The 23,363-nt window shown below is 74.0% G+C and carries 22 protein-coding genes; 11 read left to right on the plus strand and 11 right to left on the minus strand.

What is annotated here, in order from left to right:
- Positions 1–31: 31 nt before the first annotated feature.
- Entirely contained in the window at positions 32–910 is an 879-nt protein-coding gene (locus tag ACIBTV_RS17750) for an LLM class flavin-dependent oxidoreductase (RefSeq protein ID WP_396706078.1), read from the plus strand.
- Between the two features lie 53 nt (positions 911–963).
- Here the strand turns inward: ACIBTV_RS17750 and ACIBTV_RS17755 are convergent, their stop codons facing one another.
- Entirely contained in the window at positions 964–1,380 is a 417-nt protein-coding gene (locus tag ACIBTV_RS17755) for an ASCH domain-containing protein (RefSeq protein WP_396706080.1), read from the minus strand.
- A gap of 116 nt (positions 1,381–1,496) precedes the next feature.
- Here ACIBTV_RS17755 and ACIBTV_RS17760 point away from each other — a divergent pair, with 116 nt between their 5' ends.
- Entirely contained in the window at positions 1,497–2,027 is a 531-nt protein-coding gene (locus tag ACIBTV_RS17760) for an alpha/beta hydrolase (RefSeq protein ID WP_396706082.1), read from the plus strand.
- On the opposite strand, the gene ACIBTV_RS17765 is transcribed toward ACIBTV_RS17760, so the two are convergent.
- Complete coding sequence (locus ACIBTV_RS17765; protein ID WP_396706084.1) at positions 2,011–2,583, minus strand: phosphoribosyltransferase family protein; 573 nt, start codon at positions 2,581–2,583, stop codon at positions 2,011–2,013. The genes ACIBTV_RS17760 and ACIBTV_RS17765 overlap by 17 nt on opposite strands.
- 200 nt (positions 2,584–2,783) lie before the next feature.
- On the opposite strand from ACIBTV_RS17765, the gene ACIBTV_RS17770 reads away from it, so the two are divergent.
- From ACIBTV_RS17770 to ACIBTV_RS17785, 4 genes are all read left to right on the plus strand, one after another.
- Entirely contained in the window at positions 2,784–3,413 is a 630-nt protein-coding gene (locus ACIBTV_RS17770) for a septal ring lytic transglycosylase RlpA family protein (protein ID WP_396706086.1), read from the plus strand.
- Between the two features lie 100 nt (positions 3,414–3,513).
- The gene (locus ACIBTV_RS17775) at positions 3,514–4,671 is read left to right on the plus strand and encodes a PP2C family protein-serine/threonine phosphatase (RefSeq protein ID WP_396706088.1); all 1,158 of its coding nucleotides are present in this window, start codon (positions 3,514–3,516) and stop codon (positions 4,669–4,671) included.
- A gap of 188 nt (positions 4,672–4,859) precedes the next feature.
- On the plus strand, positions 4,860–6,716 hold the full coding sequence (locus ACIBTV_RS17780; protein WP_396706090.1) for an acyl-CoA dehydrogenase: 1,857 nt from the start codon (positions 4,860–4,862) through the stop codon (positions 6,714–6,716).
- Between the two features lie 280 nt (positions 6,717–6,996).
- The gene (locus ACIBTV_RS17785) at positions 6,997–7,266 is read left to right on the plus strand and encodes a DUF6458 family protein (protein ID WP_043961115.1); all 270 of its coding nucleotides are present in this window, start codon (positions 6,997–6,999) and stop codon (positions 7,264–7,266) included.
- A gap of 39 nt (positions 7,267–7,305) precedes the next feature.
- Here ACIBTV_RS17785 and ACIBTV_RS17790 read toward each other — a convergent pair whose 3' ends face one another.
- The gene (locus tag ACIBTV_RS17790; protein ID WP_396706092.1) at positions 7,306–7,845 is read right to left on the minus strand and encodes a SixA phosphatase family protein; all 540 of its coding nucleotides are present in this window, start codon (positions 7,843–7,845) and stop codon (positions 7,306–7,308) included.
- A 113-nt stretch (positions 7,846–7,958) separates the two neighbouring features.
- Here ACIBTV_RS17790 and ACIBTV_RS17795 point away from each other — a divergent pair, with 113 nt between their 5' ends.
- A complete protein-coding gene (locus tag ACIBTV_RS17795) occupies positions 7,959–8,249 on the plus strand; it encodes a DUF6458 family protein (protein WP_281571502.1) in 291 nt (96 codons plus the stop codon).
- A 106-nt stretch (positions 8,250–8,355) separates the two neighbouring features.
- Here ACIBTV_RS17795 and ACIBTV_RS17800 read toward each other — a convergent pair whose 3' ends face one another.
- The gene (locus ACIBTV_RS17800) at positions 8,356–9,033 is read right to left on the minus strand and encodes a hemolysin III family protein (protein ID WP_396706094.1); all 678 of its coding nucleotides are present in this window, start codon (positions 9,031–9,033) and stop codon (positions 8,356–8,358) included.
- Between the two features lie 111 nt (positions 9,034–9,144).
- Here ACIBTV_RS17800 and ACIBTV_RS17805 point away from each other — a divergent pair, with 111 nt between their 5' ends.
- Genes ACIBTV_RS17805 through ACIBTV_RS17815 form a run of 3 tightly spaced genes read left to right on the plus strand, consistent with a single transcriptional unit; the run spans position 9,145 to position 11,439 of the window.
- Positions 9,145–9,840, plus strand: a complete 696-nt coding sequence (locus ACIBTV_RS17805; RefSeq protein WP_396706096.1) for an allophanate hydrolase subunit 1 — start codon at positions 9,145–9,147, stop codon at positions 9,838–9,840.
- A complete protein-coding gene (locus ACIBTV_RS17810; RefSeq protein WP_396706150.1) occupies positions 9,738–10,703 on the plus strand; it encodes a biotin-dependent carboxyltransferase family protein in 966 nt (321 codons plus the stop codon). Before ACIBTV_RS17805 ends, ACIBTV_RS17810 begins: the two co-directional genes overlap by 103 nt.
- Positions 10,687–11,439 carry a LamB/YcsF family protein gene (locus ACIBTV_RS17815; protein ID WP_396706098.1) on the plus strand — a complete coding sequence of 251 codons (753 nt, stop codon included), beginning with the start codon at positions 10,687–10,689 and terminating at the stop codon, positions 11,437–11,439. The genes ACIBTV_RS17810 and ACIBTV_RS17815 overlap by 17 nt, the downstream gene beginning before the upstream one ends.
- 97 nt (positions 11,440–11,536) lie before the next feature.
- Here the strand turns inward: ACIBTV_RS17815 and ACIBTV_RS17820 are convergent, their stop codons facing one another.
- From ACIBTV_RS17820 to pdhA, 6 genes are all read right to left on the minus strand, one after another.
- Entirely contained in the window at positions 11,537–13,369 is a 1,833-nt protein-coding gene (locus ACIBTV_RS17820) for an NHL domain-containing thioredoxin family protein (protein WP_396706100.1), read from the minus strand.
- A gap of 123 nt (positions 13,370–13,492) precedes the next feature.
- On the minus strand, positions 13,493–16,063 hold the full coding sequence (locus ACIBTV_RS17825; protein ID WP_396706102.1) for a hypothetical protein: 2,571 nt from the start codon (positions 16,061–16,063) through the stop codon (positions 13,493–13,495).
- A gap of 347 nt (positions 16,064–16,410) precedes the next feature.
- Positions 16,411–16,548 (minus strand): hypothetical protein, encoded by a 138-nt coding sequence (locus ACIBTV_RS17830; RefSeq protein WP_172836472.1) that lies wholly within the window; start codon positions 16,546–16,548, stop codon positions 16,411–16,413.
- Between the two features lie 219 nt (positions 16,549–16,767).
- A complete protein-coding gene (locus tag ACIBTV_RS17835) occupies positions 16,768–18,261 on the minus strand; it encodes a dihydrolipoamide acetyltransferase family protein (protein WP_396706152.1) in 1,494 nt (497 codons plus the stop codon).
- A 5-nt stretch (positions 18,262–18,266) separates the two neighbouring features.
- On the minus strand, positions 18,267–19,256 hold the full coding sequence (locus ACIBTV_RS17840) for an alpha-ketoacid dehydrogenase subunit beta (protein ID WP_396706104.1): 990 nt from the start codon (positions 19,254–19,256) through the stop codon (positions 18,267–18,269).
- Entirely contained in the window at positions 19,256–20,431 is a 1,176-nt protein-coding gene (pdhA, locus tag ACIBTV_RS17845) for a pyruvate dehydrogenase (acetyl-transferring) E1 component subunit alpha (protein ID WP_396706106.1), read from the minus strand. The genes ACIBTV_RS17840 and pdhA overlap by 1 nt, the downstream gene beginning before the upstream one ends.
- A gap of 526 nt (positions 20,432–20,957) precedes the next feature.
- Between pdhA and ACIBTV_RS17850 the strand changes: the two genes are divergently transcribed.
- Complete coding sequence (locus ACIBTV_RS17850) at positions 20,958–21,770, plus strand: hypothetical protein (RefSeq protein ID WP_396706108.1); 813 nt, start codon at positions 20,958–20,960, stop codon at positions 21,768–21,770.
- Between the two features lie 361 nt (positions 21,771–22,131).
- On the opposite strand, the gene ACIBTV_RS17855 is transcribed toward ACIBTV_RS17850, so the two are convergent.
- Positions 22,132–23,346 carry a hypothetical protein gene (locus ACIBTV_RS17855; protein WP_396706110.1) on the minus strand — a complete coding sequence of 405 codons (1,215 nt, stop codon included), beginning with the start codon at positions 23,344–23,346 and terminating at the stop codon, positions 22,132–22,134.
- Between the last annotated feature and the right edge of the window lie 17 nt (positions 23,347–23,363).

Genomic DNA, 23,363 nt, shown 5'->3' on the forward strand with positions numbered 1-23,363 from the left:
CGGCCCGAGTACGGCCGTCTACGCTGCGGTCATGCGGATTGGCATCGTGATCCTTCCCGACCAGCGCTGGGCCGACTCGCAGCGGCGCTGGCGTCAGGCGGACGAGTGGGGCTTCGACCACGCGTGGACGTACGACCACCTGGGTTGGCGTGACCTGGTCGACGGCCCCTGGTTCGACTCGACGACCACGCTGACCGCGGCGGCGACGGTCACCTCGCGGATCCGCCTCGGCACCCTGGTCGCGTCGCCCAACTTCCGGCACCCGGCCGCGTACGCCCGGCAGGTCACCGCCCTCGACGACGTCTCCGGCGGTCGGCTGCTGCTGGGCGTCGGCGCCGGCGGCATCGGGTTCGACGCGACGGTGCTGGGCGGCGAGACCCTGCCCCCGCGTCAGCGGGTCGACCGGTTCGCCGAGTTCGTCGAGCTGCTCGACCTGGTGTTGCGGGAGGACGGCACCACCTGGCGGGGGGAGTGGTTCGCCGCGGTGGACGCGCGGAACAACCCGGGCTGCGTGCAGACCCCGCGGGTGCCGTTCGTGGTGGCCGCGAACGGGCCGCGCTCGATGCGGCTCGTGGCCCGCTTCGGCCAGGGCTGGGTCACCACCGGCAACGCCGACGACGACCTGGAGAGCTGGTGGGACGGGATCACGCAGCTGTCGAGGCGGCTGGACCGGACGCTCGACGAGGCGGGCCGCGACCCGGCGACCCTGGACCGTTACCTCTCGCTGGACTCCGCCCCCGTGTTCTCGCTGAGCAGCGCCGACTTCTTCGCCGACCAGGTCGAGCGGGCCGCCGGCCTGGGCTTCACCGACGTGGTGACGCACTGGCCGCGGGCGAGCAGCTGGTACGCGGGCGACGAGGAGACGCTGGTGGACGTGGCCACCCGGCTGCTGCCCGAGCTGCGCGGCTGAGCGGCACCCGCTCGGTTCAGGTGCCGAGGACTCCGCCGGCTGAGCGGCCCGGTTCAGGTGCCGAGGACGCCGTCGTCGGTCGGGAGCAGCCGGAACCGCAGGCAGACGATCTCCGTGTCGTCGGTGACCGGCGTGCCGAGGCGGGCCCAGTAGGCGGCGTGGCCGTCGCGCCAGTCCTCGACGGAGCGGTCCCCCTCGCCCTCCGACCGGGCGAAGTCCCAGTCGACGTCGGCGAGGCGGACCACGTCGACGGCGGTGATCTGCACGAGCCCGACGAGTTGGTCGTCGTCGTCGACCAGGGCCAGCCGTTCGCCGATCCGCTCCAGCTCCTCGCCCTCCTCGGCGTACTCGCTCAGGAGCCCCGCCGTCGCCGTCTTCACCCCGGCGAGCACCAGCCTGTTGAGGTCCGCCCGCAGCTCACCCGGCGTGCCGAGGGCGAGGGTGCGCAGTCCGCCGATCCGTGGCCACATCCTGCCGAGGCTAGGCGAGAGGCGGACGTCCCGCCGGCAGTTTTCGTCCGCCCCCACGTCGCGCTCCGCCGGGGCTACGGTGGCCGCAGCGGCAGTCGAGGCATCAGGAGGGCAGCATGGCGGATCGGCGAGCGGTGCTCATCCCCGGCATCGGTTACGACACCCGAGGGCCGCTGTTCGCGTACACCGGGGAGTCGTTGCGGCGCGGCGGCTTCGACGTGCACGAGATCACCTGGCAGGTGCCGGCCGAACTGACGGCGGAGCAGCGCGGCGCGTGGGTGGTGGAGCAGGTCACGCCGATCGTGGACGAGCGCGCCGACCTGCTGGTCGGCAAGTCGCTCGGCAGCTTCGCCGCCTCGCTCGCCGCCGACCGGGAGCTGCCGGCGATCTGGCTGACCCCGTTGCTGCACGTCCCGGAGGTGGTGGCGGCGCTGGAGCGGGCCACGGCGCCGTTCCTGCTGGTGGGTGGCACGGCCGACCGGTCCTGGGACGCCGCGACGGCCCGTCGGCTCACCCCGCACCTCCTGGAGATCCCCGACGCCGACCACTCCCTGCTGGTGCCGGGGCCGCTGGTGGCCTCGGCGGAGGCGCTGGGCCGGGTCTGCATGGCGGTCGACGCGTTCGTGCACATCAACTGGACGGTGTGACCGGGGGCGCGCCGAGGTCGTGACCCGCCACCAGGCCGCGTACGCGCAGCTCGGCGGCGACCTCGGGCGGGCATTCGACGGCGACGGCGGCGGTGCCGACGACCTCGGCCCCCCGCGTCGCGCAGATCTCGTAGAGGGCGCGCACCTGGGCACCGGTGGCCACCCAGTCGTCGACGACCAGCACCCGGTCACCCGGGCCGAGGTGGCGTTCCCGGACGGCCAGGTCGACGCGGCGGCCCCGGAAGTCCGGCGGACTCTGCGCCCAGGTCAGCGGCCCGGCCGGCAGCCGCCCGTCGCCCGGCTTGTGCGCGGGCACGAAGCCCACGCCGAGCGCGGTGGCGGCCAGCGGTCCCACCAGCAGCCCGGTGACCGCCGGGGCGAGCACCACCGTTGGCTGTGCGGCCCGGAACGGCGCCACCAGCGCCGGTCCCAGTTCGGCCAGCACGACGGGGTCCCGCCACCAGTCGGAGACGTCGCTGACCAGGTGGGTCGCGCCGCGCCCGGGGTCGATCCAGCGGGCCAGCCGGATCAGGCGTTCGCTCAGCTCAGCGGGCATCTGCTCATCCTCCGGCACGGGGCCGCAGCACCACTCGGGGGGCAGCGGCCGGGTGGGCCACCCGGCTGAGCGTGGCTCGGATGATCGGCTACACGTATCACGCCAAATACGGGCATACCACAATGATCACGTTGACTTCGGAAGTGCATCTCTCGTTACGGTCCGACCCGGTTTGTTGGCAAGACGAAAGGACCGGGCCGGTGACTGGCAAGCACTCCCGTACCCGCAGGATCTCGTCGCCGGCCGGCATCGCGGCCACCGCGGCGCTCGGCGTCGCGCTCGCCGTCGGTGGCACCGTCGGCACGGTCCACCTGACCTCGGGCGCGCCGGCCCGCCCGGTTGCGGTCGATCTCACCCCCACCACCGCGGCGAGCACGGCGGCCACCGGCTCGCCGAGTGCGAGCCCCAGCGCCAGCGCCACGCCGAGCGCTTCGGCCAGCCCGACGAACAGCCGCTCCCCGCAGGTCGCCTCCCGGAGCAAGACGCGTACGGCCGCCCCCAAGCCCTCGGCCACCATCAAGCGGACCACCCCGGCCGCCACCGTCGTGGAGAGCGGCAGCTGCGGCGCCTCCTTCTACTCGGACGGCCAGCTGACCGCCAACGGCGAGAACTTCAACCCGGACGCGCTGACCGCCGCGCACAAGACCCTGCCGTTCAACACCAAGGTCCGGGTGACCAACCCGGCGAACGGCAAGTCGGTCACCGTGCGCATCAACGACCGTGGGCCGTTCATCGACGGTCGCTGCCTCGACCTGTCCCGGGCGGCCTTCGCCACCATCGCGTCGCTCGACGTCGGCGCGACGACCGTCCGGTACGAGGTGCTCGGCTGAGCGGATGGGGGACGGCGATCGGGTCGGTGACGGAATCCGGCCGGGCAGAACCTCATCGGACGACGGGCCAGGTTCGTTCACCCACTCTCGTCGATCAGGCATGCTGTCCCTCGTACGTACGCATCCCTTCCAGTCGGGCCGTCGCCCGCTGAGCCCCGGAACCCGCGCCGGTCTCGGCGCGGCCGTCGCCCTGCTCGCGATCGTCTCGCTGTTCGAGGTGGCCGACGGCCGTCCGGCGCACTACATCGCGCTGATGGCCGGAGCCCCCGTCCTCGCGGCCGCGCTCGCGTCCTGGCGGGTGGTGCTCGGCGTCGGTGTCGTGGCCACCCTGCTCGGGGTGGCCTTCACCCTGTGCGCGCGGGCCATCCCACCGGTCAACGGCGTGAACGTGTCCCATTCCCTGGTGAACGGCGTCAACGTGGTCGGGATCGCGCTGGCCACCGCCATCGCGGTGGTGGTGGCGCTGGTGCGGCAACGACAGGTCGAGCGGATCGCCCAGCTGTCCAAGCTCGCGTCGGTGGCCCAGCAGGCGGTGCTGCGGCCGCTCGGCCCGCAGGTGGGCACGCTCTCGGTCGCCGGCCGGTACATCTCCTCCACCGCCACCGCGGAGATCGGCGGGGATCTGTACGAGGCGATCGACACCCCGTACGGCGTGCGCATGATCATCGGAGATGTCCGGGGCAAGGGTCTGGACGCGGTCCGGCTGGCCAGCATCGTGCTCGGCTCCTACCGGCACGTGGCGTACGAGAGGGCCGACCTGCGTGCGGTCGTCGCCGACCTGGACCGCGCGGTGGCCCGCAGCGTGGGCGACGAGGACTTCGTCACCGCCGCGCTGGTCGAGGAGCGGGGCGGGACGCTCACCATCGTCAACTGTGGACACCCACCGCCGCTGCTGCTGCGGCGCGGCGCGGTGATCCCACTGGAACCGCCCGCGCCGGCGCCGCCGCTCGGCTTCATGCCGGTGGTGCGGCCCCGGGTGGAGCGTCTGGAGCCCGGCGACCGGCTGCTGCTCTTCACCGACGGGCTCGGTGAGGCCCGCCGGGACGGGGAGTTCTTCCCGACCGCCGACCGGGCGTGGCGACTGCTCGGCCACGGCACCGTCGCCGACGGGCTGGCGTCGCTGGAGACCGCCCTGGTGGAGTGGGTGCACGGCCGGCTCGACGACGACATCGCGCTCGTCCTGATGGAGTACGCCGGGCCGGGGGCCGCCGCGGCGGCCGCCGTGCCGAGCTGGGAGGTCGGCGCGGCGGAGGCGTGAGGGCGTACGTCCCGGGGTGTTTCCCCTGGTGGCGGCGTGCCCGGCGATCGGCGGCGGCGGTGGCCGAAGGCGGAACCGCAGGTGTGTAATCGCCGTCACTTCGGCGATCGTCTTGTCGGTCCCTACCAGCCGGTAATAGAGTCTGGGGTTACTGATCGGTAACCTGTCCGGAAGCGGGGCCAGTGAGCATGACCCACTACAGAAGCAACCTTCGGGACCTCGAGTTCAACCTCTTCGAGGTCTTCGGGGCCGACCGGGCGTTCGGCCAGGAGCCATACTCCGAGCTCGACATCGACACCGCCCGGAGCATCCTCGCCGAGGTCGACCGCCTCGCCCGCGAGGACCTGGCCGCCAGCTACTCGGACAGCGACCGAAACCCGCCGGTCTTCGACCCGGCCACGCACACCGCGCCGCTGCCGGAGTCGTTCAAGAAGTCCTACCGGGCGTTCATGGAGTCCGAGTTCTGGCGGCTCGACCTGCCGTCGGAGCTGGACGGCACCAACGCGCCCCGCGCCCTCTGGTGGGCGCTCGCCGAGCTGGTGCTCGGCGCGAACGCGCCGGTCTGGATGTACGCCTCCGGCCCGTCCTTCGCCCACGTGCTGCACGTCGAGGGCACCGAGCGGCAGAAGAAGTGGGCGAAGCTCTTCATCGACAAGCAGTGGGGCTCCACGATGGTGCTCACCGAGCCGGACGCCGGCTCGGACGTCGGTGCCGGCCGCGCCCGCGCCATCCCGCAGCCGGACGGCTCGTGGCACATCGAGGGCGTCAAGCGCTTCATCACCTCGGGTGAGCACGACCTGACCGACAACATCGTCCACTATGTGCTGGCCCGCCCGGTCGGCGTCGAGGGCGTCGGTGGCCCCGGCACCAAGGGCCTCTCGCTCTTCGTCGTGCCGAAGTACCACTTCGACGAGGAGACCGGCGAGCTCGGCGAGCGCAACGGCGTCTACGCCACCAACGTCGAGCACAAGATGGGAATCAAGGTCTCGAACACCTGCGAGATGACCTTCGGCGAGCACGGCGTCCCCGCCAAGGGCTGGCTGCTGGGCGACAAGCACGACGGCATCCGGCAGATGTTCATGATCATCGAGTACGCCCGGATGATGGTCGGCACCAAGGCGATCGCCACCCTCTCCACCGGTTACCTGAACGCGCTGGAGTACGCCAAGAACCGCGTCCAGGGCGCCGACCTGATCCAGCAGGCCGACAAGACCGCGCCGCGGGTGACCATCACCCACCACCCGGACGTGCGGCGCTCGCTGCTGCTGCAGAAGTCGTACGCCGAGGGGCTGCGCGCCCTGGTCCTCTACACCGCCTCCTGGCAGGACAAGGTGGCCATCGCCGAGGCGGCCGGCGACGAGAAGGCGACGAAGCTCGCCAAGCGGGTCAACGACTTCCTCCTGCCGCTGGTCAAGGGCGTCGGTTCGGAGCGTGCGTACGAGCTGCTGGGTCACGAGGCGCTGCAGACCTTCGGCGGCTCGGGGTTCCTCCAGGACTACCCGCTGGAGCAGTACGTCCGGGACGCCAAGATCGACACCCTGTACGAGGGCACCACCGCCATTCAGAGCCTCGACCTGGTCTTCCGGAAGATCGTCCGGGACAACGGCAAGGCGCTCATGGCGGTCGCCGGCGAGATCCAGGAGTTCATCACCACCGAGGGCGGCAACGGCCAGCTCAAGGAGGAGCGGCAGGCGCTGGGAAAGGCGCTCGCCGAGGTGCAGAACATCCTCGGCGTGCTCACCGGCTGGCTGGGCGAGGCCCAGGCCGGCGACCCCCGCGCCCTCTACAAGGTAGGCCTGAGCAGCCGCCGGTTCCTGCTGGCGATCGGTGACCTGGTGGTCGGTTGGCTGCTCCAGAAGCAGGCGGAGGTGGCCCTGCGCGCGCTGGCCGGCGACGTCTCCGCCGCGGACAAGGCGTTCTACACCGGCAAGGTCGCGGCTGCCCGGTTCTTCGCCCGCGAGGTGCTGCCGCGCATCGGCGCTGACCGGCGGATCGTCGAAGGCGCCGACCTGGAGATCATGGACCTCCCGGAAGAGGCCTTCTGACGCGGTAAGGCTGGAAGGGGACGGCCGCCCCAGCCGTCCCCTTCCCGTCCCTCCCTCCGCCTCTCCCCACTCGGTCGATCCTGTGGTTGGCGCCCGGTCGGTTCGGTATCGAACGGTCGGCGTGAGGCGCCGTAACTGCCCGATCGCAGAGGGCGGAGCCGCCGCATTCGGCGCAGTGGTCCGGGTAGGTCGTCGTCGGGGTGGGTAACCTCCGCGGGAACCGACGGCGAGTCACGCCGGAACTGAGCCCGGAGCCACCGCACGGGGGAGTGCAGCGCACATGGGCATTGGTAGCGGGATCTTCCTGATCGCGATCGGCGCGATCCTGACCTTCGCCATCAGAGCCAACGTCTGGTGGGTGGACCTTCGTGCGGTCGGTTGGGTGTTCATCCTGGCCGGGCTGGCCGTCCTGCTCACCACGCTGTGGTTCTGGCAGGACCGGCGCAAGCGCGCCCGGACCCTGATCGTCGAGGAGAACCGGCTGTCGCACCCCACCGCGATGATGCCGCCACCTCCCGACCCACCGCCGCCGACGGCACCGCCCTCCTGAGCCGTGCCACGCCGAGCCACCCACCGACCGGTGGGTGGCTCAGTGTCGTGCGGTGTGCCGATGGGTCAGCTCGGTGTCGCCCCGGGCCAGGTCCGCCCACCGGGCCGAGGTGCGGTGGACGGCCAGCTCGCTCGTCCGCAGCCCTTCCGGGTCGGTGGCCCGCGCCGGGTCGAGCAGGGCGGACAGCAGCGAGATCCCCGGGTTGTGGGCGATCAGCAGCACCGTGCGGGCGGCCGGGTCGACGCGGTGGACCAGCGCCAACAGGTCGTCCGGGTGCGCCTCGTACGCGTCGGCCTCGTACCGGACCTCCGGGCGGGGGCCGGCCGAACCCCCCTCCGGGGGCGAACCGGTCATCCCCATCGCCACCTGGTGCCAGGTCTGGCGGGTGCGCCGGGCGGTCGAGCAGAGCACCACGTCGGGCAGCAGGTTGTGCTTGGCCAGCCACGCGCCGGACGCCGCGGCGTCGGCCTCTCCCCGGCTGGTCAGGGACCGGTCCGCGTCCGGAAGATCCTCGTTCTGCTCGGCCTTCCCGTGCCGCAGCAGCACCAGTGTCCGTCCCTCGGCGTACGCGTCCGTCATGACCCCAGCTTGCCCGATTGGCGATCACGGTGCCTGGGTAAGTCGATGGGTGCCGCAACCTCACCGATGGCCGCGGCGGGACGTTACGCGAGCTGAGAGCCGAGGAGGCGACCATGGGCATTGGTGGCAGCATTTTCCTGATCGCGCTGGGTGCGATCTTCGCGTTCGCCGTGGAGGCCGATCTGGGCTGGCTCAACCTGGCCGTGGTCGGCTGGGTGCTGATGCTCGCCGGCGTCGCCGGTCTGCTCGTCACCCTCTACTTCTGGAACAACCGCCGGCGGACGGTGGTCACCACCGCCCCGGTCCGCGAGGACCGCGTGGTGGCCGACCGGGTGGTGCCGGTGCAGGACGACCGGGTGGTGCAGGAGTACCGCGAGGTGCGCCGGCCGGGCCGTACCGTCTGATCCCCCACCGCTGACGAGGGCCCCGCACCGCGCGGGGCCCTCGGTGCGTCTCCGGGCCCCGGGCGGCGGCACCGGCGGCTCTCGATGCCCGGCCGGGCGGGCTCGGTCAGGCGAACAGCGCGAAGTAGATCGCGATGTGGTGGCAGATCGCGGCGACCAGCGTGCAGGCGTGGAAGAACTCGTGGTGGCCGAAGACCGTCGGCCACGGGTTGGGGCGGCGCAGCGCGTAGAAGACCGCGCCGACGCTGTAGATCGCACCGCCGACCAGCAGCAGCACCAGCGCCGCCACCCCGCCCTCGTGCAGGATCTGCGGCAGCATCGCCACCGCCACCCAGCCCAGCGCCAGGTAGAGCGGCGCCGAGACCCAGCGCGGGGCGTGCGGCCAGACGACCTTGAGCGCCACGCCGGCCAACGCTCCGCCCCACACCGTGGCGAGCATGATCGTCGCCGGGCGCCGGTCCAGCAGCAGTACGCAGAACGGCGTGTACGTGCCGGCGATGAACACGAAGATCATCGAGTGGTCCAGGCGGCGCATGATCTGGTAGCCGCGCTCCGACCACACGCGACGGTGGTAGAGGGCGCTGGTGCCGAAGAGCCCGCAGACGGTGAGGCTGTAGACGACGCAACTCACCAGCGGAGCCCAGCCCGGCCGGCTCCCGGCGATCGCGCAGAGCACGATGCCGCAGACCAGGGCGACGAAGAACGCGTACGTGTGCAGCCAGCCGCGCATCCGGGGTTTACCGATGTCGACCGGCTTGAGCCGGGGCGCTGCGGAGGTGGTCACGCCCAATAGGTTACGGCACCGTAGGTTACTTGGAAGTAGTGCGACTCGTCACTCCGCTCCACGGCGGACGGTGGACACCGCGCCGGCACCGGGTCGGCGAAGATGGCGGGTATGCGGATCCGACCCGTCGGGGCGCACGCCCTGCTGCTCGACGTCGCCGCCCCGCCGGCGGGAGCCGTCGCCGCCCCGCCAGCGGGCGACGTCGCAGGCCCGGCCGAGCAGGACATCGCCGCTGACGGTGACGTCGCCGGCCGGGTGGAGGCGTGGCGGGCGGAGCTGACCCGGCGCCGCGACCTCGGCGAGCTGGCCGCCGTCGAGATCGTCCCGGCGGCCGCCACGGTCCTGCTCGACGGCGTACCGGACCCGGAGACGACCGCCCGACGGATCGCCGGGTGGCACCCACGACCGGTCACCGCGGACACCGCCGCCGCCCAGGTCGAGGTGCCCGTGACGTACGACGGCCCCGACCTGCCACTCGTCGCCGAACACTGGGCGACCACCGTCGCCACCGTGGTGCAACGGCTGACCGGCACCGAGTTCCGGGTCGCCTTCTGCGGCTTCGCCCCCGGCTTCGCGTACCTGACCGGCCTCCCGGCGGAGCTGGCGCTGCCCCGGCTGCCCACCCCCCGCCCCCGGGTGCCGGCCGGCTCGGTCGCGCTCGCCGGCCCGTACGCGGGGATCTACCCCAGCACGTCACCCGGCGGCTGGCTGCTGGTCGGCCGGACCACGATGGCGCTCTTCGACGTGGTCGCCGACCCGCCCACCCGACTGACCCCCGGCACCCGGGTCCGGCTGGTGGCGTCGTGAGCCCGGCCGCCGGGGAGCTCCAGGTGCTCCGGGCCGGGGCGCTGACCACCGTGCAGGACCTGGGCCGCCCCGGCCTGGCCCACCTCGGGGTGCCCCGCTCCGGAGCGCTCGACCCGGCCGCGCTGCGCCTGGCCAACCGCCTGGTCGGCAACCCCGAGGACGCCGCCGGCCTGGAGATCACGCTGACCGGCTGCACGCTCCGGCTGACCCGCGCGGCCGCCGTCGCGGTGACCGGCGCCGAGGTGGACGTACGCGTGGACCAGCGGCCCGGCGACACCGGACGACCACTCGCCGTGCCCGCCGGCGGAGTGCTGCGGCTCGGCCCCGCGCGCACGGGCGTCCGCAGTTGGCTGGCCGTCTCCGGCGGCCTCGACGTACCCCCCGTCCTCGGCAGCCGCGCGACCGACACCCTCTCCGGGCTCGGCCCGCCACCACTGCGCGACGGAGACCGGCTGCCCCTCGGCACCCCGACCGGCCCACCCGCGCCGGTCGACCTGACCGTCGCCCCACCGCCCGTTGACGAGGTGCGACTCACCCTGCGGCTCGGCCCACGCGACGACTGGTTCACCCCGGCCGCGCTGGAGCGGCTGCTCGGCACGGCGTACGCGGTGAGCCCGCTGAGCAACCGGGTCGGCGCGCGACTGGCCGGCGCGCCGCTGCCCCGGGCGGTGGCCGGCGAACTCCCCAGCGAAGGCGTCGTGCTCGGCGCGGTGCAGGTGCCGGCCGACGGTCAGCCCCTGGTGTTCCTCGCCGACCATCCGACCACCGGCGGCTACCCGGTCATCGGGGTGGTGGCCGACGTGACCCCGCTCGCGCAGGCCCGCCCAGGGACTACCGTCAGATTCCATGGACCTCAACGCTGATCTGGGCGAGGGATTCGGCATCTGGCGGCTCGGCGACGACGAGGCGCTGCTGGGCCTCGTCACCTCCGCGAACGTCGCCTGCGGGTTCCACGGCGGCGACCCCACCACGATGCGGCGGGTCTGCGAGGAGGCGGCGCGCCGGGGCGTCGCGGTGGGCGCGCAGGTCGGCTACCGCGACCTGGCCGGGTTCGGTCGGCGGCACATCGCGTACGACTTCGCCGAGCTGCGCGACGAGGTCCTCTACCAACTGGGCGCCCTCGACGCGTTCTGCCGGCTGTTCCGCACCCGGGTCCGCTACCTGAAGCCGCACGGCGCCCTCTACCACGCGGCGGCGCACGACGAGTCGCAGGCGGCGGCGCTGGTCGCGGCCGTCAACGAGTACGACGACCAACTGCCCGTCCTCTGCTCACCGGGGTCGACGCTCGCCCAGTTGGCGGTGGGCGCCGGGCTGCGGGTCGTCGCCGAGGGCTTCGCCGACCGCGGCTACCTGCCCAACGGCATGCTGGTGCCGCGCAACGCCGCGGGCGCGCTCGTCACCGACCCGGAGCAGGTCGCCGAGCGGGCGGTCCGGATGGCCACCGACCGCACCGTGGTCGCGGTCGACGGGCGCGTGATCCCCTGCCCGGTCGAATCGATCTGCCTGCACGGCGACACCCCGGGCGCGGTCGCCTCGGCGGAGATGGTGCGCGCGGCGCTGATCGACGCGGGTGTGGCGCTGAGCCCGTTCACGGCCTGACCGGCGCGCCCCCTCGGCGCTTCCCGGCGTGCGACCGGGCGGGCGTTCACGCGCCACGGCCGACGGGCTCCGGTCGACCCGGAGCCCGCGCCGGTCGTCAGGCGTCCAGGCCGCGCAGCACCAGCGGCAGCCGGTCGGCGCCGCCGTCGACCACCCGGACCGGCACACCCCAGTCCTGCCGGGTCAGGTGGCAGGCCGCGTGCTCGACGTCCGCGTCACACGTCGCCGCCTGCGCGGTCACCTGGAGCACCCCGTCGGACACCGCCGGGTTCACCACCAGCCGCCGGGTCAGCTCGGTGCCCGTGCCGGCCCCCTCGATGAGCAGCTCCGGCGGCGAGGCGGACACCACGAGGCGGGTCGACGGGCCGTACGTCTCGTCCAGCTTCTGGCCCGGGGCCGGGGTGAAGATGATGTCCAGGGACAGCTCACCGGAGCCCACGTCGGTCGGCTTCCGCTCGGCGCGGTGCCGAGGGCCGTCGACGGTGCTCGCACCGGCCGCGGTCAACGCGCCCGGCGCCAGCCGGGTGAGCCGGTGCGCCGCCGACTCCACGACGAGCACCTCGCCCTCCGGCGTGAGCACCAGGTCGCTCGGCTCGGCCAGGCCGTCGGCGACGGTGGAGACCTGGTCGGTCTCCGGGTCGAAGCGCCGGACAGCGCCGTTGTACGTGTCGGCGACCAGCACCGAGCCGTCGGGCAGCGCGCACACGCCCAGCGGGTGCTGGAGCAGCGCCGTCGCGGCCGGCCCGTCGACGTGGCCGAAGTCGAAGAGCCCCTGCCCGACGGCGGTGCCCATCACGCCGTTCTCGATGTACCGGATCGCGCTGGTCTCACTGTCGGCGATCCAGAGACGGACCCCGTCGGCGGAGGCGGAGAGGCCGGACGGCTGGGCCATCCACGCCTCGGCGAGCGGGCCGTCGCGCAGCGCCTCCACGGTGGTGCCGGCGTACATGCCGGCGGTCCGCTTGATCGGGTCGAACCACCAGAGCTGGTGGATGCCGGCCATGGCGATGACGACCTTGTCGTCGTACCAGGCCAGGTCCCACGGCGACGACAGGTCGACGGCGAGGGCGTCGTGGGAGTGGTCGTCGACACTCGACCGCCACTGCCGCCCGGTGCCCGCCACGGTGACCACCTCGCCGCCCGCGAGCTTCACCCCGCGCAGCAGGTGGTTGACGGTGTCCGCCACGACCAGGTCGTAGCCGGCCACCTCGGCGACGTGCGCCGGCAGCAGCACCAGGCCCTGCGGCTCGGAGAAGGTCGCCGCCTCGGCCGGGCCGTCGGCCCGCCCCCGGCTGCCCGAGCCGATCCGGCGGACCAGCCGCTCGCCGTCCGGCGCCAGCTCCGCGAGGGAGTGCCGGGCCGAGTCGGACACCAGCAGATTGCCCGAGTCCAGTACGACCGCCTTGCCGGGGAAGCGCAGCGTGGTCTCCGGCTCGGCGGGCGGGACGTACGGGCCGTCGCCCCGGTGCAGCGTGCCCTTGGCCTCGTGGGTGGCGATCAGCTCGTCGATCAGCCGGGCCAGCCCCTCGGCGTGCCCCTCGCCGGCCATGGTGGCCACGACGTAGCCCTCGGGGTCGATGACCGACAGGGTGGGCCAGGCGCGGGCCGCGTACTGCTGCCACATGTCCATCTCGGGGTCGTCCAGCACCGGGTGGTGCACCCCGTAGCGCTCCACGGCCGCGGCCAGCGCGTCCGCGTCCTTCTCGTGCTCGAACTTCGGCGAGTGGACGCCGATGACGACGAGCACGTCGCCGTACTTCTCCTCCAGCGGGCGGAGCTCGTCGAGCACGTGCAGGCAGTTGATGCAGCAGAAGGTCCAGAAGTCGGCGATGACGATCTTGCCGCGGAGGTCGGCGAGCTTCAGGTCCCGCCCACCCGTGTTCAACCAGCCCCGACCGCGCAGTTCGGGGGCCCGTACTCGTGCGCTCATGGCATCCAGTCTGCCGGACCACGCGGGCCGTTCCGGCCGGTACCCCGAGCGCGCTCGATCACACCCGCGTACGACGACGGCGGGGTCACGGATGTCCGTGACCCCGCCGTCGTGCGCGTGTTCCTACTGGCTCGCGGCCGGCTTCAGGCAGAGCACCCGGTTGGCGCCGTCGCCCGGCAGCACCACGTGCGGCTGGGCCGGATCGGCGCACTTGTCCTTGTTGTCCACCTTGGAGACCACGGTGAACGCGTCGGCCTCCGCGCAGTCGGCCGGTGCGGCACCGTTGCCGGACTGCTTCACGCAGGTGCCCACCGCCGGGTCGAACGACGCCTGCTGGCCGCCGCCACCGACCTTGCCGAGCAGCAGCAGCAGGCCGAGCGGGACGGCCAGGATCAGTACCGCGGCGACCAGCACGGCCGCCAGGACCCGGCCGTTGCGGACCTTCGGCGTCGGCGCCTCGGTCTTCGGCTCCGCGTCCGGCTTGAACGAGTCGAACCGGCTCTGGTCGGCCTCCTGGTCGACCGGAGCGCCCCACGGAGACGGGGCGGGCTGCTGCTGCGGGGGCGGCGGGAAGGCGGGCGGGAAACCGCCGCCCGGACCCTGCTCCCCGGGCGGGGACGGCGGAGGCCCGTAGCCGGGCACACCGGCCAGACCCGCCTCGGCGCCGGGGTGCGCGCCGTACGGGTCACCCGGCCGCTCCGCACCGGGGTGCGGGCGTACGCCGTTCATCGGTCGGGTGTGGCTGGGCGCGTCCGCGAACGCCGGCAGAGCCGGCGGGAAGGCCGGCGGTGCCGGGGGCCCGGCGTTGACCGGTCCGGCCTCCGCGAAGCCGTTCTGCGGCGGCACCCGGTCGAAGTCGTCGAACCGCGGCTCCGGCCCGGGCTCGTCCCGGCGCTCGGGGGTGCCGTACGTCTCCGGCTCGGCGGGCTCGTCCGCCGGCTCGGGACGCGACGGCCGGCCGTAGACCCGGGGCTGTGGAACGGCTGACCCGGTCGGCACCGCGGACTGGTCGGCCGGCGGCATCACGCGGCTGGCCAGCGGCACCGAGGCGCTCGCGGAGGCCCGTCCGGTGGCACCCTGGTCGGGCACGGAGACGGCCGCGCGGGCCGCCGCCCCCGACTCCGGGGAGGTACGCGGTGCCGGCACCGCCGGGGCGGCCGGCGAGGACGGAGCCTCGGCCTGCCCCCAGCCCGCCTGCTCGGCCTCGTACGACTGCGCGCCCGCGTCGCCGTTCGGCCAGTCGGGGCGCTCGCCGCTGGTCGGCTGCCCGGCGTAGGGCGTGGCCGACGCGAACTCGCCGTGCGGCGCGTAGTCGGCCGGCGGGGCGGCGGCCAGGCTGGCGCCGGGCACCCGCTGCTCCTGGGGCGGCAGCGGCACCGCGTTGGCCGCGGAGATGCCCGGAGCCGGGCCGGGCTGGTAGGCCGGGGGCTCCTCGTCGCGCTCCGCCTGCCACGCGGCCGGGGCGGCGGGGGCGGACTCGTTGTTGGCGCTGCCCCACGCCTCGCTGGCCGCCCACGGCTCGACGTCCGGCACGGTCGCCCGCTCGGCGCCGGCCCACTGGGCCGGGCTGTCGTTGCCGGCCGCCCAGCCGGGCGTGCCCTCTCCGCCGGGCACGGCGGCGCTGGCGCGCGCCGGTGCACCGTTCGGCTCGGAGGTCGCCCAGCCGCTCGACCGGGACGGGTCGTCCTGCGCCGGCGTGCCGGCGGCGTCACCCCAGGCCGTCGGCGGGTTGTGCGCGCGGGCGTCGTCCTGCGGGATGACCCAGTCGGGCTGCCGCTGCCGGTCCTCGGGGGTGCCGGCGGCGCCCCAGCCGGTCGCCCCGGATGCCTCGTCGGGCTGCGCCGCGGCACCCGTCTGCCAGCTGCCGGAGGCGGCCGGGTCCTGCGCGACCCAGCCGCCGGAGCGGGCCGGGTCGTCCGACGCGGGCACCTGGGCGGCGCCCCGCGCCGCCTGCTCGGCCTGCGGCCAGGCGGACGCGGCCTGCTCGGCCGGCCCCCAGCCGGGCTGGGCGTTCTGCTGCTGGCCGGGGGTGTCCCAGCCGCTCTGGGCCGGGTCGTCCTGCGCGGCGCCACCGGGGGCCCAACCGCCGGCCTGCGCCTGCTCCGACTGCTGCGGGCTGGAATCGGTCCACGCGCCGCCCGGCTGTGCCGCGCCGCCCCAGCCGGACTCCTGCGGGCTTCCGCCGCTCTCCCGCTGCGCCCAAGCGCCCGACTGGGCGGGGTCTTCCGGGGACCACGCCGGCGCGGGCACCTGGGCCGCGCCGCGCACGGCCGGCTGCGCCTGCGCCCAGGCGGGCTGCTCGGCAGCGCCGGCCCAGGCCGGGCCGGACTGCTCGGGCTGGCCGCCCCAGCCGGGCTGGGCGCCGCCGGTGGCGGCCCAGGCGGGGCCGGACTGCTCCGGCTGCGCCGCGCCCCACGCGGGCTGGGCGCCGCCGGGCTGCCCGGTGTCGCCGGACTGCGGCACCTGCGCGCTGCCCCACTGCGGGGCCGGGTTCTGCTCGTGTGGTGTCCCCCAGGCGGGGGCGGGTGCGTTTGATCCCGCCGGTGGCGGGGGCGCCCAGCCCAGGTCCGGGCCGGCAGTGCCGTAGCCGTTCCCCGGATGCGCCGGTCGGTCGCCGTACGGCGCCGGTCCGCCGGCGCCCGGCGACACCTCGTCCGGCTCCTGGCCGGGGTGGTGCGGGCCCTCGGACGTCATCGGTGCGCCTCCTCCATCACAATCGGCCGCCCGTGCCGATCGGTCTCCTCGGCTTGGCTGCCGGCCGTCGCCGGCGTACCGGCCATGCCGCGCTCCCCGCACCGTATCCGGTGGCCACCCGGGGCTTCCGGGGAGCATCGGCCGTCACTCCGCGTGGCTGGACGCTGTCGAACCGCTTCTATGGGTTGAGCTGTCTGTCCGGGCCGGTGGGCGACGACCGAAGCCCACCGTACCGGGCGGTGCGGCTAGGTGGAATCCCGGTGTCAACCGGTGTGAAACGCCGATGACCCGCCCGGGGCGTCCGGGCGGGTCATCGATCTGGAGGAGGTGAGGAACGTTGTGGTGCGTCAGCCCACGTGACGCTGGGCGATGACGAGGATCTCCTCACGCACCGCCGGCGAGTTGGCCGAGCGCAGCGCGTGCTCGATGGCACGGGCGCGGCGGTTGGCGTCGCGGCGGGTGCGGATCCGCTCGATCATGCTCATGGTGACTCTCCTGCTGGCTATTCGGTTGTCGGCCCCTTGATGTCTCTATTAGAGCGCATCCGAGCGCGGATCGCCATCGATTCTTAGGTGAGCTGAAACACCCACGGAACAATCAAAGGTTATGCGGCCGGTTTTCCGAGGTTCTGTCGCCCAACGGACACGGCCGGTGTGCCGGGCGTTAACCCGTGGCACACCGGCCGTGGCTGGTGAGGCAGTGCGTCAGGTCCAGGCGAGCAGGGCCGCCTCCGGGTCGGCCAGGAAGTCGCCGATGTCCCGCAGGAACTTCGACCCGAGTTCGCCGTCGATGATCCGGTGGTCGAAGGAGAGGCCGAGCGTGGTCACCTGACGCGGGCGGACCTTGCCCTTGTGCACCCACGGCATCTCGCGGACCGCTCCGAAGGCCAGGATCGCCGACTCGCCCGGCGGCAGGATCGGGGTCCCGGTGTCCACCCCGAACACGCCGACGTTGGTGATCGTCAGGGTGCCGCCGGACATGTCCGCCGGTGAGGTGCGGCCGGACTTCGCCGTCTGCACCAGGCCGGTCATCGCGTCCGCCAGCTCGCGCAGCGTCAGCCGCCCGGCGTCCTTGATGTTCGGCACGATCAGGCCCCGCTCCGTCGCCGCCGCGATGCCCAGGTTGACGTACTCCTTGACGACGATCTCGTCGCCCGCCCACGTCGAGTTGACCATCGGATGCCGCTTGACCGCGAGCAGCACCGCCTTCGCGACCAGCAGCAGCGGCGAGACGCGTACGTCACGCCACTCGCGGCGCCCGCGCAGGCGGTCCAGCGCCTTCATCGCCCGCGTCATGTCGACGGTCAGGAACTCCGTCACGTGCGGGGCGGTGAACGCCGAGCGGGACATGTTCTCGGCGGTGAGCTTGCGTACCCCCTTGACGGGGATGCGCTGCTCACGGTCGGCGCCGAAGCTCGCCGCCGTGGTGACCGCCGCCGCGACCGGCGTCGGCTCGGCGGCGCCCGCCGCCGCCCGCTGGACGTCCTCCCGGGTGATCGAGCCGAGCGGGCCCGATCCGGTCAGCGCGGCCAGGTCGACGCCGAGGTCCCGGGCGAGCTTGCGGACCGGCGGCTTGGCCAGCACCGGGCCGCCCGCCGCGCCCCGACCGTTCGACGCCGGGACCGTGACCGGCGCCGCGGGGACCGCCGGGGCCGCGGGGACCGCCGGGGCCGTGGGGACCGTCCGGGCCGTGGGGACCGGCGGGGTCGGTGCGGCCACCGCGGGGGCCGTGGGCGCGGCGGCCTGCGTCGGCACCGCGCCCTTGCGCGGGCGACGCTTCGCGGCCGTCGTACGCGGGCCGTAGCCGACCAGCACCGCGGTGCGCCCGCCCGGGGCGGGACCGCCGATCAGGCCCGGCTCGACCATGCCCTCGGCCGGTGCCACCTCGACCGCGGCCAGCGAGGCCGCCGACGGGGTGGGCAGGTCGTCGGTGCTCTCGAGCGGGCCGGCGTCGGGATCCGTGTCGATCGCGATGATCGGCGTGCCGACCTCGATCGTCGCGCCCTCCGGGTGGTGGATCGTCTGCACCCGGCCGGCCCACTTCGCCGGGATCTCGACGGCCGCCTTCGCCGTCTCCACCTCGACGATCGGCTGGTTCAGCTCGATGACGTCGCCGACCTTGACGAGCCAGCTGAGGATCTCGCCCTCGGTCAGGCCCTCGCCCAGGTCGGGCAGGTTGAACGTCTTGATCCGCGACATGCCGCTCACCAGCCGAAGGTGCGGTCGACGGCGTCGAGCACCCGGTCGAGGTCGGGCAGGTACTCCTCCTCCACCCGGGAGGCCGGGTAGGGGGTGTCGAAGCCGGTCACCCGCAGCACGGGCGACTCCAGCGAGTAGAAGCACTCCTCGGTGATCCGGGCGGCGAGCTCCGCGCCCAGACCCACGTTGGACGGCGCCTCGTGCACGACCACGGCCCGGCCGGTGCGCCGCACCGACTCGTACACCACGCCCAGGTCCAGCGGCGAGAGCGTGCGCAGGTCGATGACCTCCAGGCTCCGGCCGTCCTCGGCCGCGGCGGCAGCCGCGTCCAGGCAGGTCCGCACCATCGGGCCGTACGCGAGCAGGGTGGCGTCGGTGCCCTCCCGGGCGACCCGGGAGGAGTGCAGCGGGTACGCGTCGGCCAGCGGCGCGTCCACGTCGACCGGCCCCTTCTCCCAGTAGCGCCGCTTCGGCTCCAGGAAGACGATCGGGTCGTCCGACGCGATCGCCTGCTGGATCATCACGTACGCGTCCTGCGGGTTGGCGCAGGTGACGACCTTCAGGCCAGCGGTGTGCGAGAAGTACGCCTCGGGCGACTCGGAGTGGTGCTCCACCGCGCCGATGCCGCCGCCGAACGGGATCCGGATCACCATCGGGATCCGGAGCTTGCCGCCCGAGCGGTAGTGCAGCTTCGCGACCTGCGACACGATCTGGTCGTACGCCGGGTAGACGAAACCGTCGAACTGGATCTCGCAGACCGGGCGGTAGCCGCGGATGGCCAGGCCGATCGCGGTGCCGATGATGCCGGACTCGGCGAGCGGGGTGTCGATCACCCGCTGGTCGCCGAAGTCCTTCTGGAGCCCGTCGGTGATCCGGAAGACACCGCCGAGCTTGCCGACGTCCTCGCCCATGATGACGACCTTCGGGTCGTTCTCCAGGGCGCGGCGCAGGCCGACGTTGAGGGCCTTGCCGAGGGTGAGCGTCTCCGTGGCCATCAGTGCGCGCTCCCCTCGAACGACTCCAGGTACCGGCTGAACTGGGCGCGCTGCTCGTCGAGCAGCGGGGACCCGTTGGGGTAGACGTTGTCGAAGAGGGTGCTGGGCTCCGGGTTCGGCATGGCCAGCACCCGCTCCCGCAGGTGCACCGACTCGCGGCGGGCCTGCTCGTCCACCTCGGTGAAGAAGGCGTCGTCGGCGAGCTGCTGCTTGGTCAGGAACGCCTTCATCCGGGCGATCGGGTCCTTGGCCTGCCACGCCTCGACCTCGCTGGCGATCCGGTAGCGGGTCGGGTCGTCGGACGTGGTGTGGGCGCCCATCCGGTAGGTGTACGCCTCGATCAGGGTCGGGCCCTGGCCGAGCCGGGCGTTGTCCAGCGCGGCCCGGGTCACCGCGTACGACGCGAGCACGTCGTTGCCGTCCACGCGTACGCCGGGGAAGCCGAAGCCCGCGGCCCGCTGGTAGAGCGGGACGCGGGTCTGCCGCTCCAGCGGCTCCGAGATCGCGTACTGGTTGTTCTGGCAGAAGAAGACCAGCGGGGCGTTGAACACGCTGGCCCAGACGAAGGCCTCGTTCACGTCACCCTGGCTGGTGGCGCCGTCGCCGAAGTAGGCGATGACCGCCTCGCCGTCCTCGGTGCCGGTGCGGCCGTCCATGCTCACGCCCATCGCGTACCCGGTCGCGTGCAGGGTCTGCGCCCCGATGACGATCGTGTACATGTTGAACTTGAACTCGTTCGGGTCCCAGCCGCCCTGGTCGACGCCGCGGAACAGGCCGAGCGGCATGATCGGGTCGATGCCCCGGCAGTAGAGGACCCCGTGCTCCCGATAGGTCGGGAAGGCCATGTCCTGCGTACGGAGCGCGCGGCCGGAGCCGACCTGCGCCGCCTCCTGGCCGAGCAGGCTGGCCCACAGGCCCAGCTCGCCCTGGCGCTGCAGGGCGGTGGCCTCGGCGTCCAGCTTCCGCACCAGGACCAGGTCGCGGTAGAGCCCCCGGTACTCCTCGTCGGTGAAGTCGACGCGGTACTCGGTGCCGTCGCGGCCGGTGTAGCTCTCGACGCGCTCACCCTCGGGGGTGAGCAACTGGACCAGTTCCGGCTCGCCGGCCGTGGCCTTCCTGGAGCGGGGTGCGGCCCGCCTACCGCGGGCCGGGACCCCGGGATCGCCCTTTGCCATCCGTCTCTCCCTGTCGTTCTGCGTCGGCACCGGGGGGTCACCCGGCCGCGCAAATCCTGCGCCTGCCCGGCTGCTGCCGGACCGGTTTCTGGCGGCCGCGCCTAGCCCCGGTGGGGGTTGCTACGCGGCGTGAGCCGGATTCTGTGCCGAACCCGGTTCGGGAGCGCCGGCGCCCAGCCGCGCCTGCCGCGAGGGTGCGCGGAGGCCGCGGCAGCGTTGCCGTCATGCTCCATATTCGCAGAGGTCGTGAGCGCGCCCACAGTACGCCCGTCCCGGTCGATGGATGGCCGCGCGGTTCGTGGCATTTGTCATCGTCGGTGGGTGGCGAGCCGGACGACGATCTGGTGACCGTTCGTCACCGTTCGGGTGGATGCGCGTGTCGACACGCTGTAGAGGGCTGGCCAACGGATTGTCACTGAGCGAGGCTGATTGCTGCGGGATCGCCACGATCGGGTGGTTTGCCGCATCCCCGGGCCTGCCCCCGCCGTCGGGGACTGTCCACGACCGACACGAGAGGGAGGCCCGGGTGTCCGAGCCAGCCGACGGTCCGGGTACGCCGCTGCTCGGGCGGCACCGCGCGGCCGGGGGCGGCTACCGCCGGGTGGTCGGTGCGCACCGCGCTCCCGGCACCGCCACTCCATCCCGGGGCTATCTCTTCACCGTGGCGCTCCTCGCCGGCACCGCCTCGATGCCGATTCTCGCGGCGATCAGCGCCGGCTCCGCCACGGTGGGCAGCACGGCCCTCCCGGACAGCAGCACGCCGTTCATCCCGACCCCGTCCGTCGGGCCTGTCGTGGTTCCGCTGCCGACGACCAGCCAGCCGCCGATCCCGTTCGCCACGCCGAGCGTCGCCGCGCCGTCCGCCGCCAGCGGCTGGTCGCCGTGGCTTCCGCCGGGCAGCCCGCACCGGTCGGACCGCGACGCCGCCGACGACGAGCCCGCCCGCCGGTCGGACCCGCCGGTGCCCAGCCCGCGCCCCGGACGGCCCAACCCCCCGCCGACCGTCTCGCCCAGCCCGTCCCCGAGTGTCTCGCCCACCGGCAGCCCGTCGCCGAGCGCCTCGCCCACCGTCACGGGGCCGCCCAGCCCGACCGGGAGTCCCAGCCCCACCGACCCGGGCCCACCGGACAGCGACGACGACCCCACCGACCCACCGGCCGACGACCCCGGCGGCCCGACCCCCACGGCGACGTCCGGCCCGAGTCCCAGCGCCAGCGGGCGACCGACCCCGACGATCACCTACCCGGGTCCGGACGAGAGCCCGGCAACGGCGAGCCCCAGCGTGTCCCGGTCGGCGGACGCGCCCACCACCCCGCTGTCCGGCCATTCGGCGCGGTGACGGCCCTGGCGCACCCGGCGGCCCTGGCTACCCGACGGCCTGGCTCACCCGACAGCCTGGCGCACCCGGCGGCCCGGTGTCGCCCTGACCCGCCGCCTCCAGCCGGACCATGTGCCGTGAGCGCCATGACTGAGCGGCATATTCATGCCGCTCAGTCATGGCGCTCGTGAACACATGCGCCGCGCCTCCCGCCGCGCCAGGCTTTCCGGACCTGGGGCGCTGGGCGGACGGGTCCGCCGGCGAGGGCGGTCGCCCTCACCGCGCCCGGCCGACGAGGTGGGTGCCACCACCCCGGCCCGGCTGGAGGCGGTGGCCGCACCCCGGCGGCCCTGCAGGCGCGGCGGAGACGATTGGGCGGGGCTCAGTCGTCGGTCAGGCGGTCGCGGTTGGCCTCGATCCAGGCGTCCAACGCCGCCGGATCGTCCGGGTCCACCCCGTCGGCCATCAACTGGGCCACCGCGGCCGTGGCCGGGCTGCGCCGCTCGCCGGTGCTGTAGAGGCGGGCGAACTCGGGCACCATCTCGTCGACGGCGGCGGCGGTCTGCTCGACGGCCGCCTCCGGCAGGCCGCGCCGACGGCCCGCGTACCGGACCCAGGCGCGCAGCACCCGGGGCAGCATCGCCGCGTCGTCCATGTCCAGAACCGCCCGTCGGTGCACCCAGTCGAGCAGGAAGAGGCCGGCGACGGCGGGACTCCAGCGCAGCGGGTCGGCGTCCGGGAAGGTCGCCGAATGGTCCAGCAGCAGACTGATGCAGAAGTGCAGCGACGCTAGTTCGGGGCCGTCGACGGCGTCCAGCCCCGCCTGAACAGCCTCCGGCGCGGCCAGGAAGCGGCGGACCAGGTCGGTGCGGTCGGTGGCCGAGAGCGGCGTCGGCACGGCGGCGAGGGGCACCGCCGCGGTGGGCAGCAGCGCCAGGCGGGCACCCACGAGCGCCCGGTCGGTGGCGAGCGAGCCCTCGTCGGGCAGCTCGCCGAGATCGTCGGTGATCAGCAGGTGGCGGTCCACCTCGGCGCGCATCCGGCCCGGGTCCTCCGTCCGGAACCAGGTCAGGTCGTCGGCGGAGCACATCTGCCGCACCTGGTCGAGGATCCGCTCGGCCGGCCCGCCGACGAAGACGTCCTTGGTGATGCCGATGTTGTGGTCGACCAGTGCCACCAGCGCGTGCTCCGGCCCGCCCGCTGCCTCGTCGTACGCGAAGGTGGCCAGGTAGGAGGTCTGGTCGCCGTACACGTCGCCGTAGGCCCAGGTGCCGGTGAGGTGCACCCGGCCGAGCTGGCCGGACCAGGCGGGCGCCTGGCTGCCGGGGCGGACGCGGGCGGCGCCCTCGGCGTCGGGCACCAGGGCGGCGAAGACCGATCGGATGGTGGTCGCCGCCGCCGTCCGCCGCCGCGAGGTGGCGGCGAGGAAACCGGTGACGAACTCCCGGACGGCGCTGCTGCGGTCGGTCTCCGCGATGGCGTAGACGCTGCCGAGCAGCGCGGTGCCGAGCATCTCGGCGTCCAGCGCGCTGTCGAGCCTGGTCACGTCGCGGGCGGCGTGCAGCACCGCCTCGTACGGGGTCTGGGGCGTGGCCATGCTTCGACCCTACGCCC

Origin of the sequence: Micromonospora sp. NPDC049366, assembly GCF_044466625.1 — a bacterium.
GTDB lineage: Bacteria > Actinomycetota > Actinomycetes > Mycobacteriales > Micromonosporaceae > Micromonospora.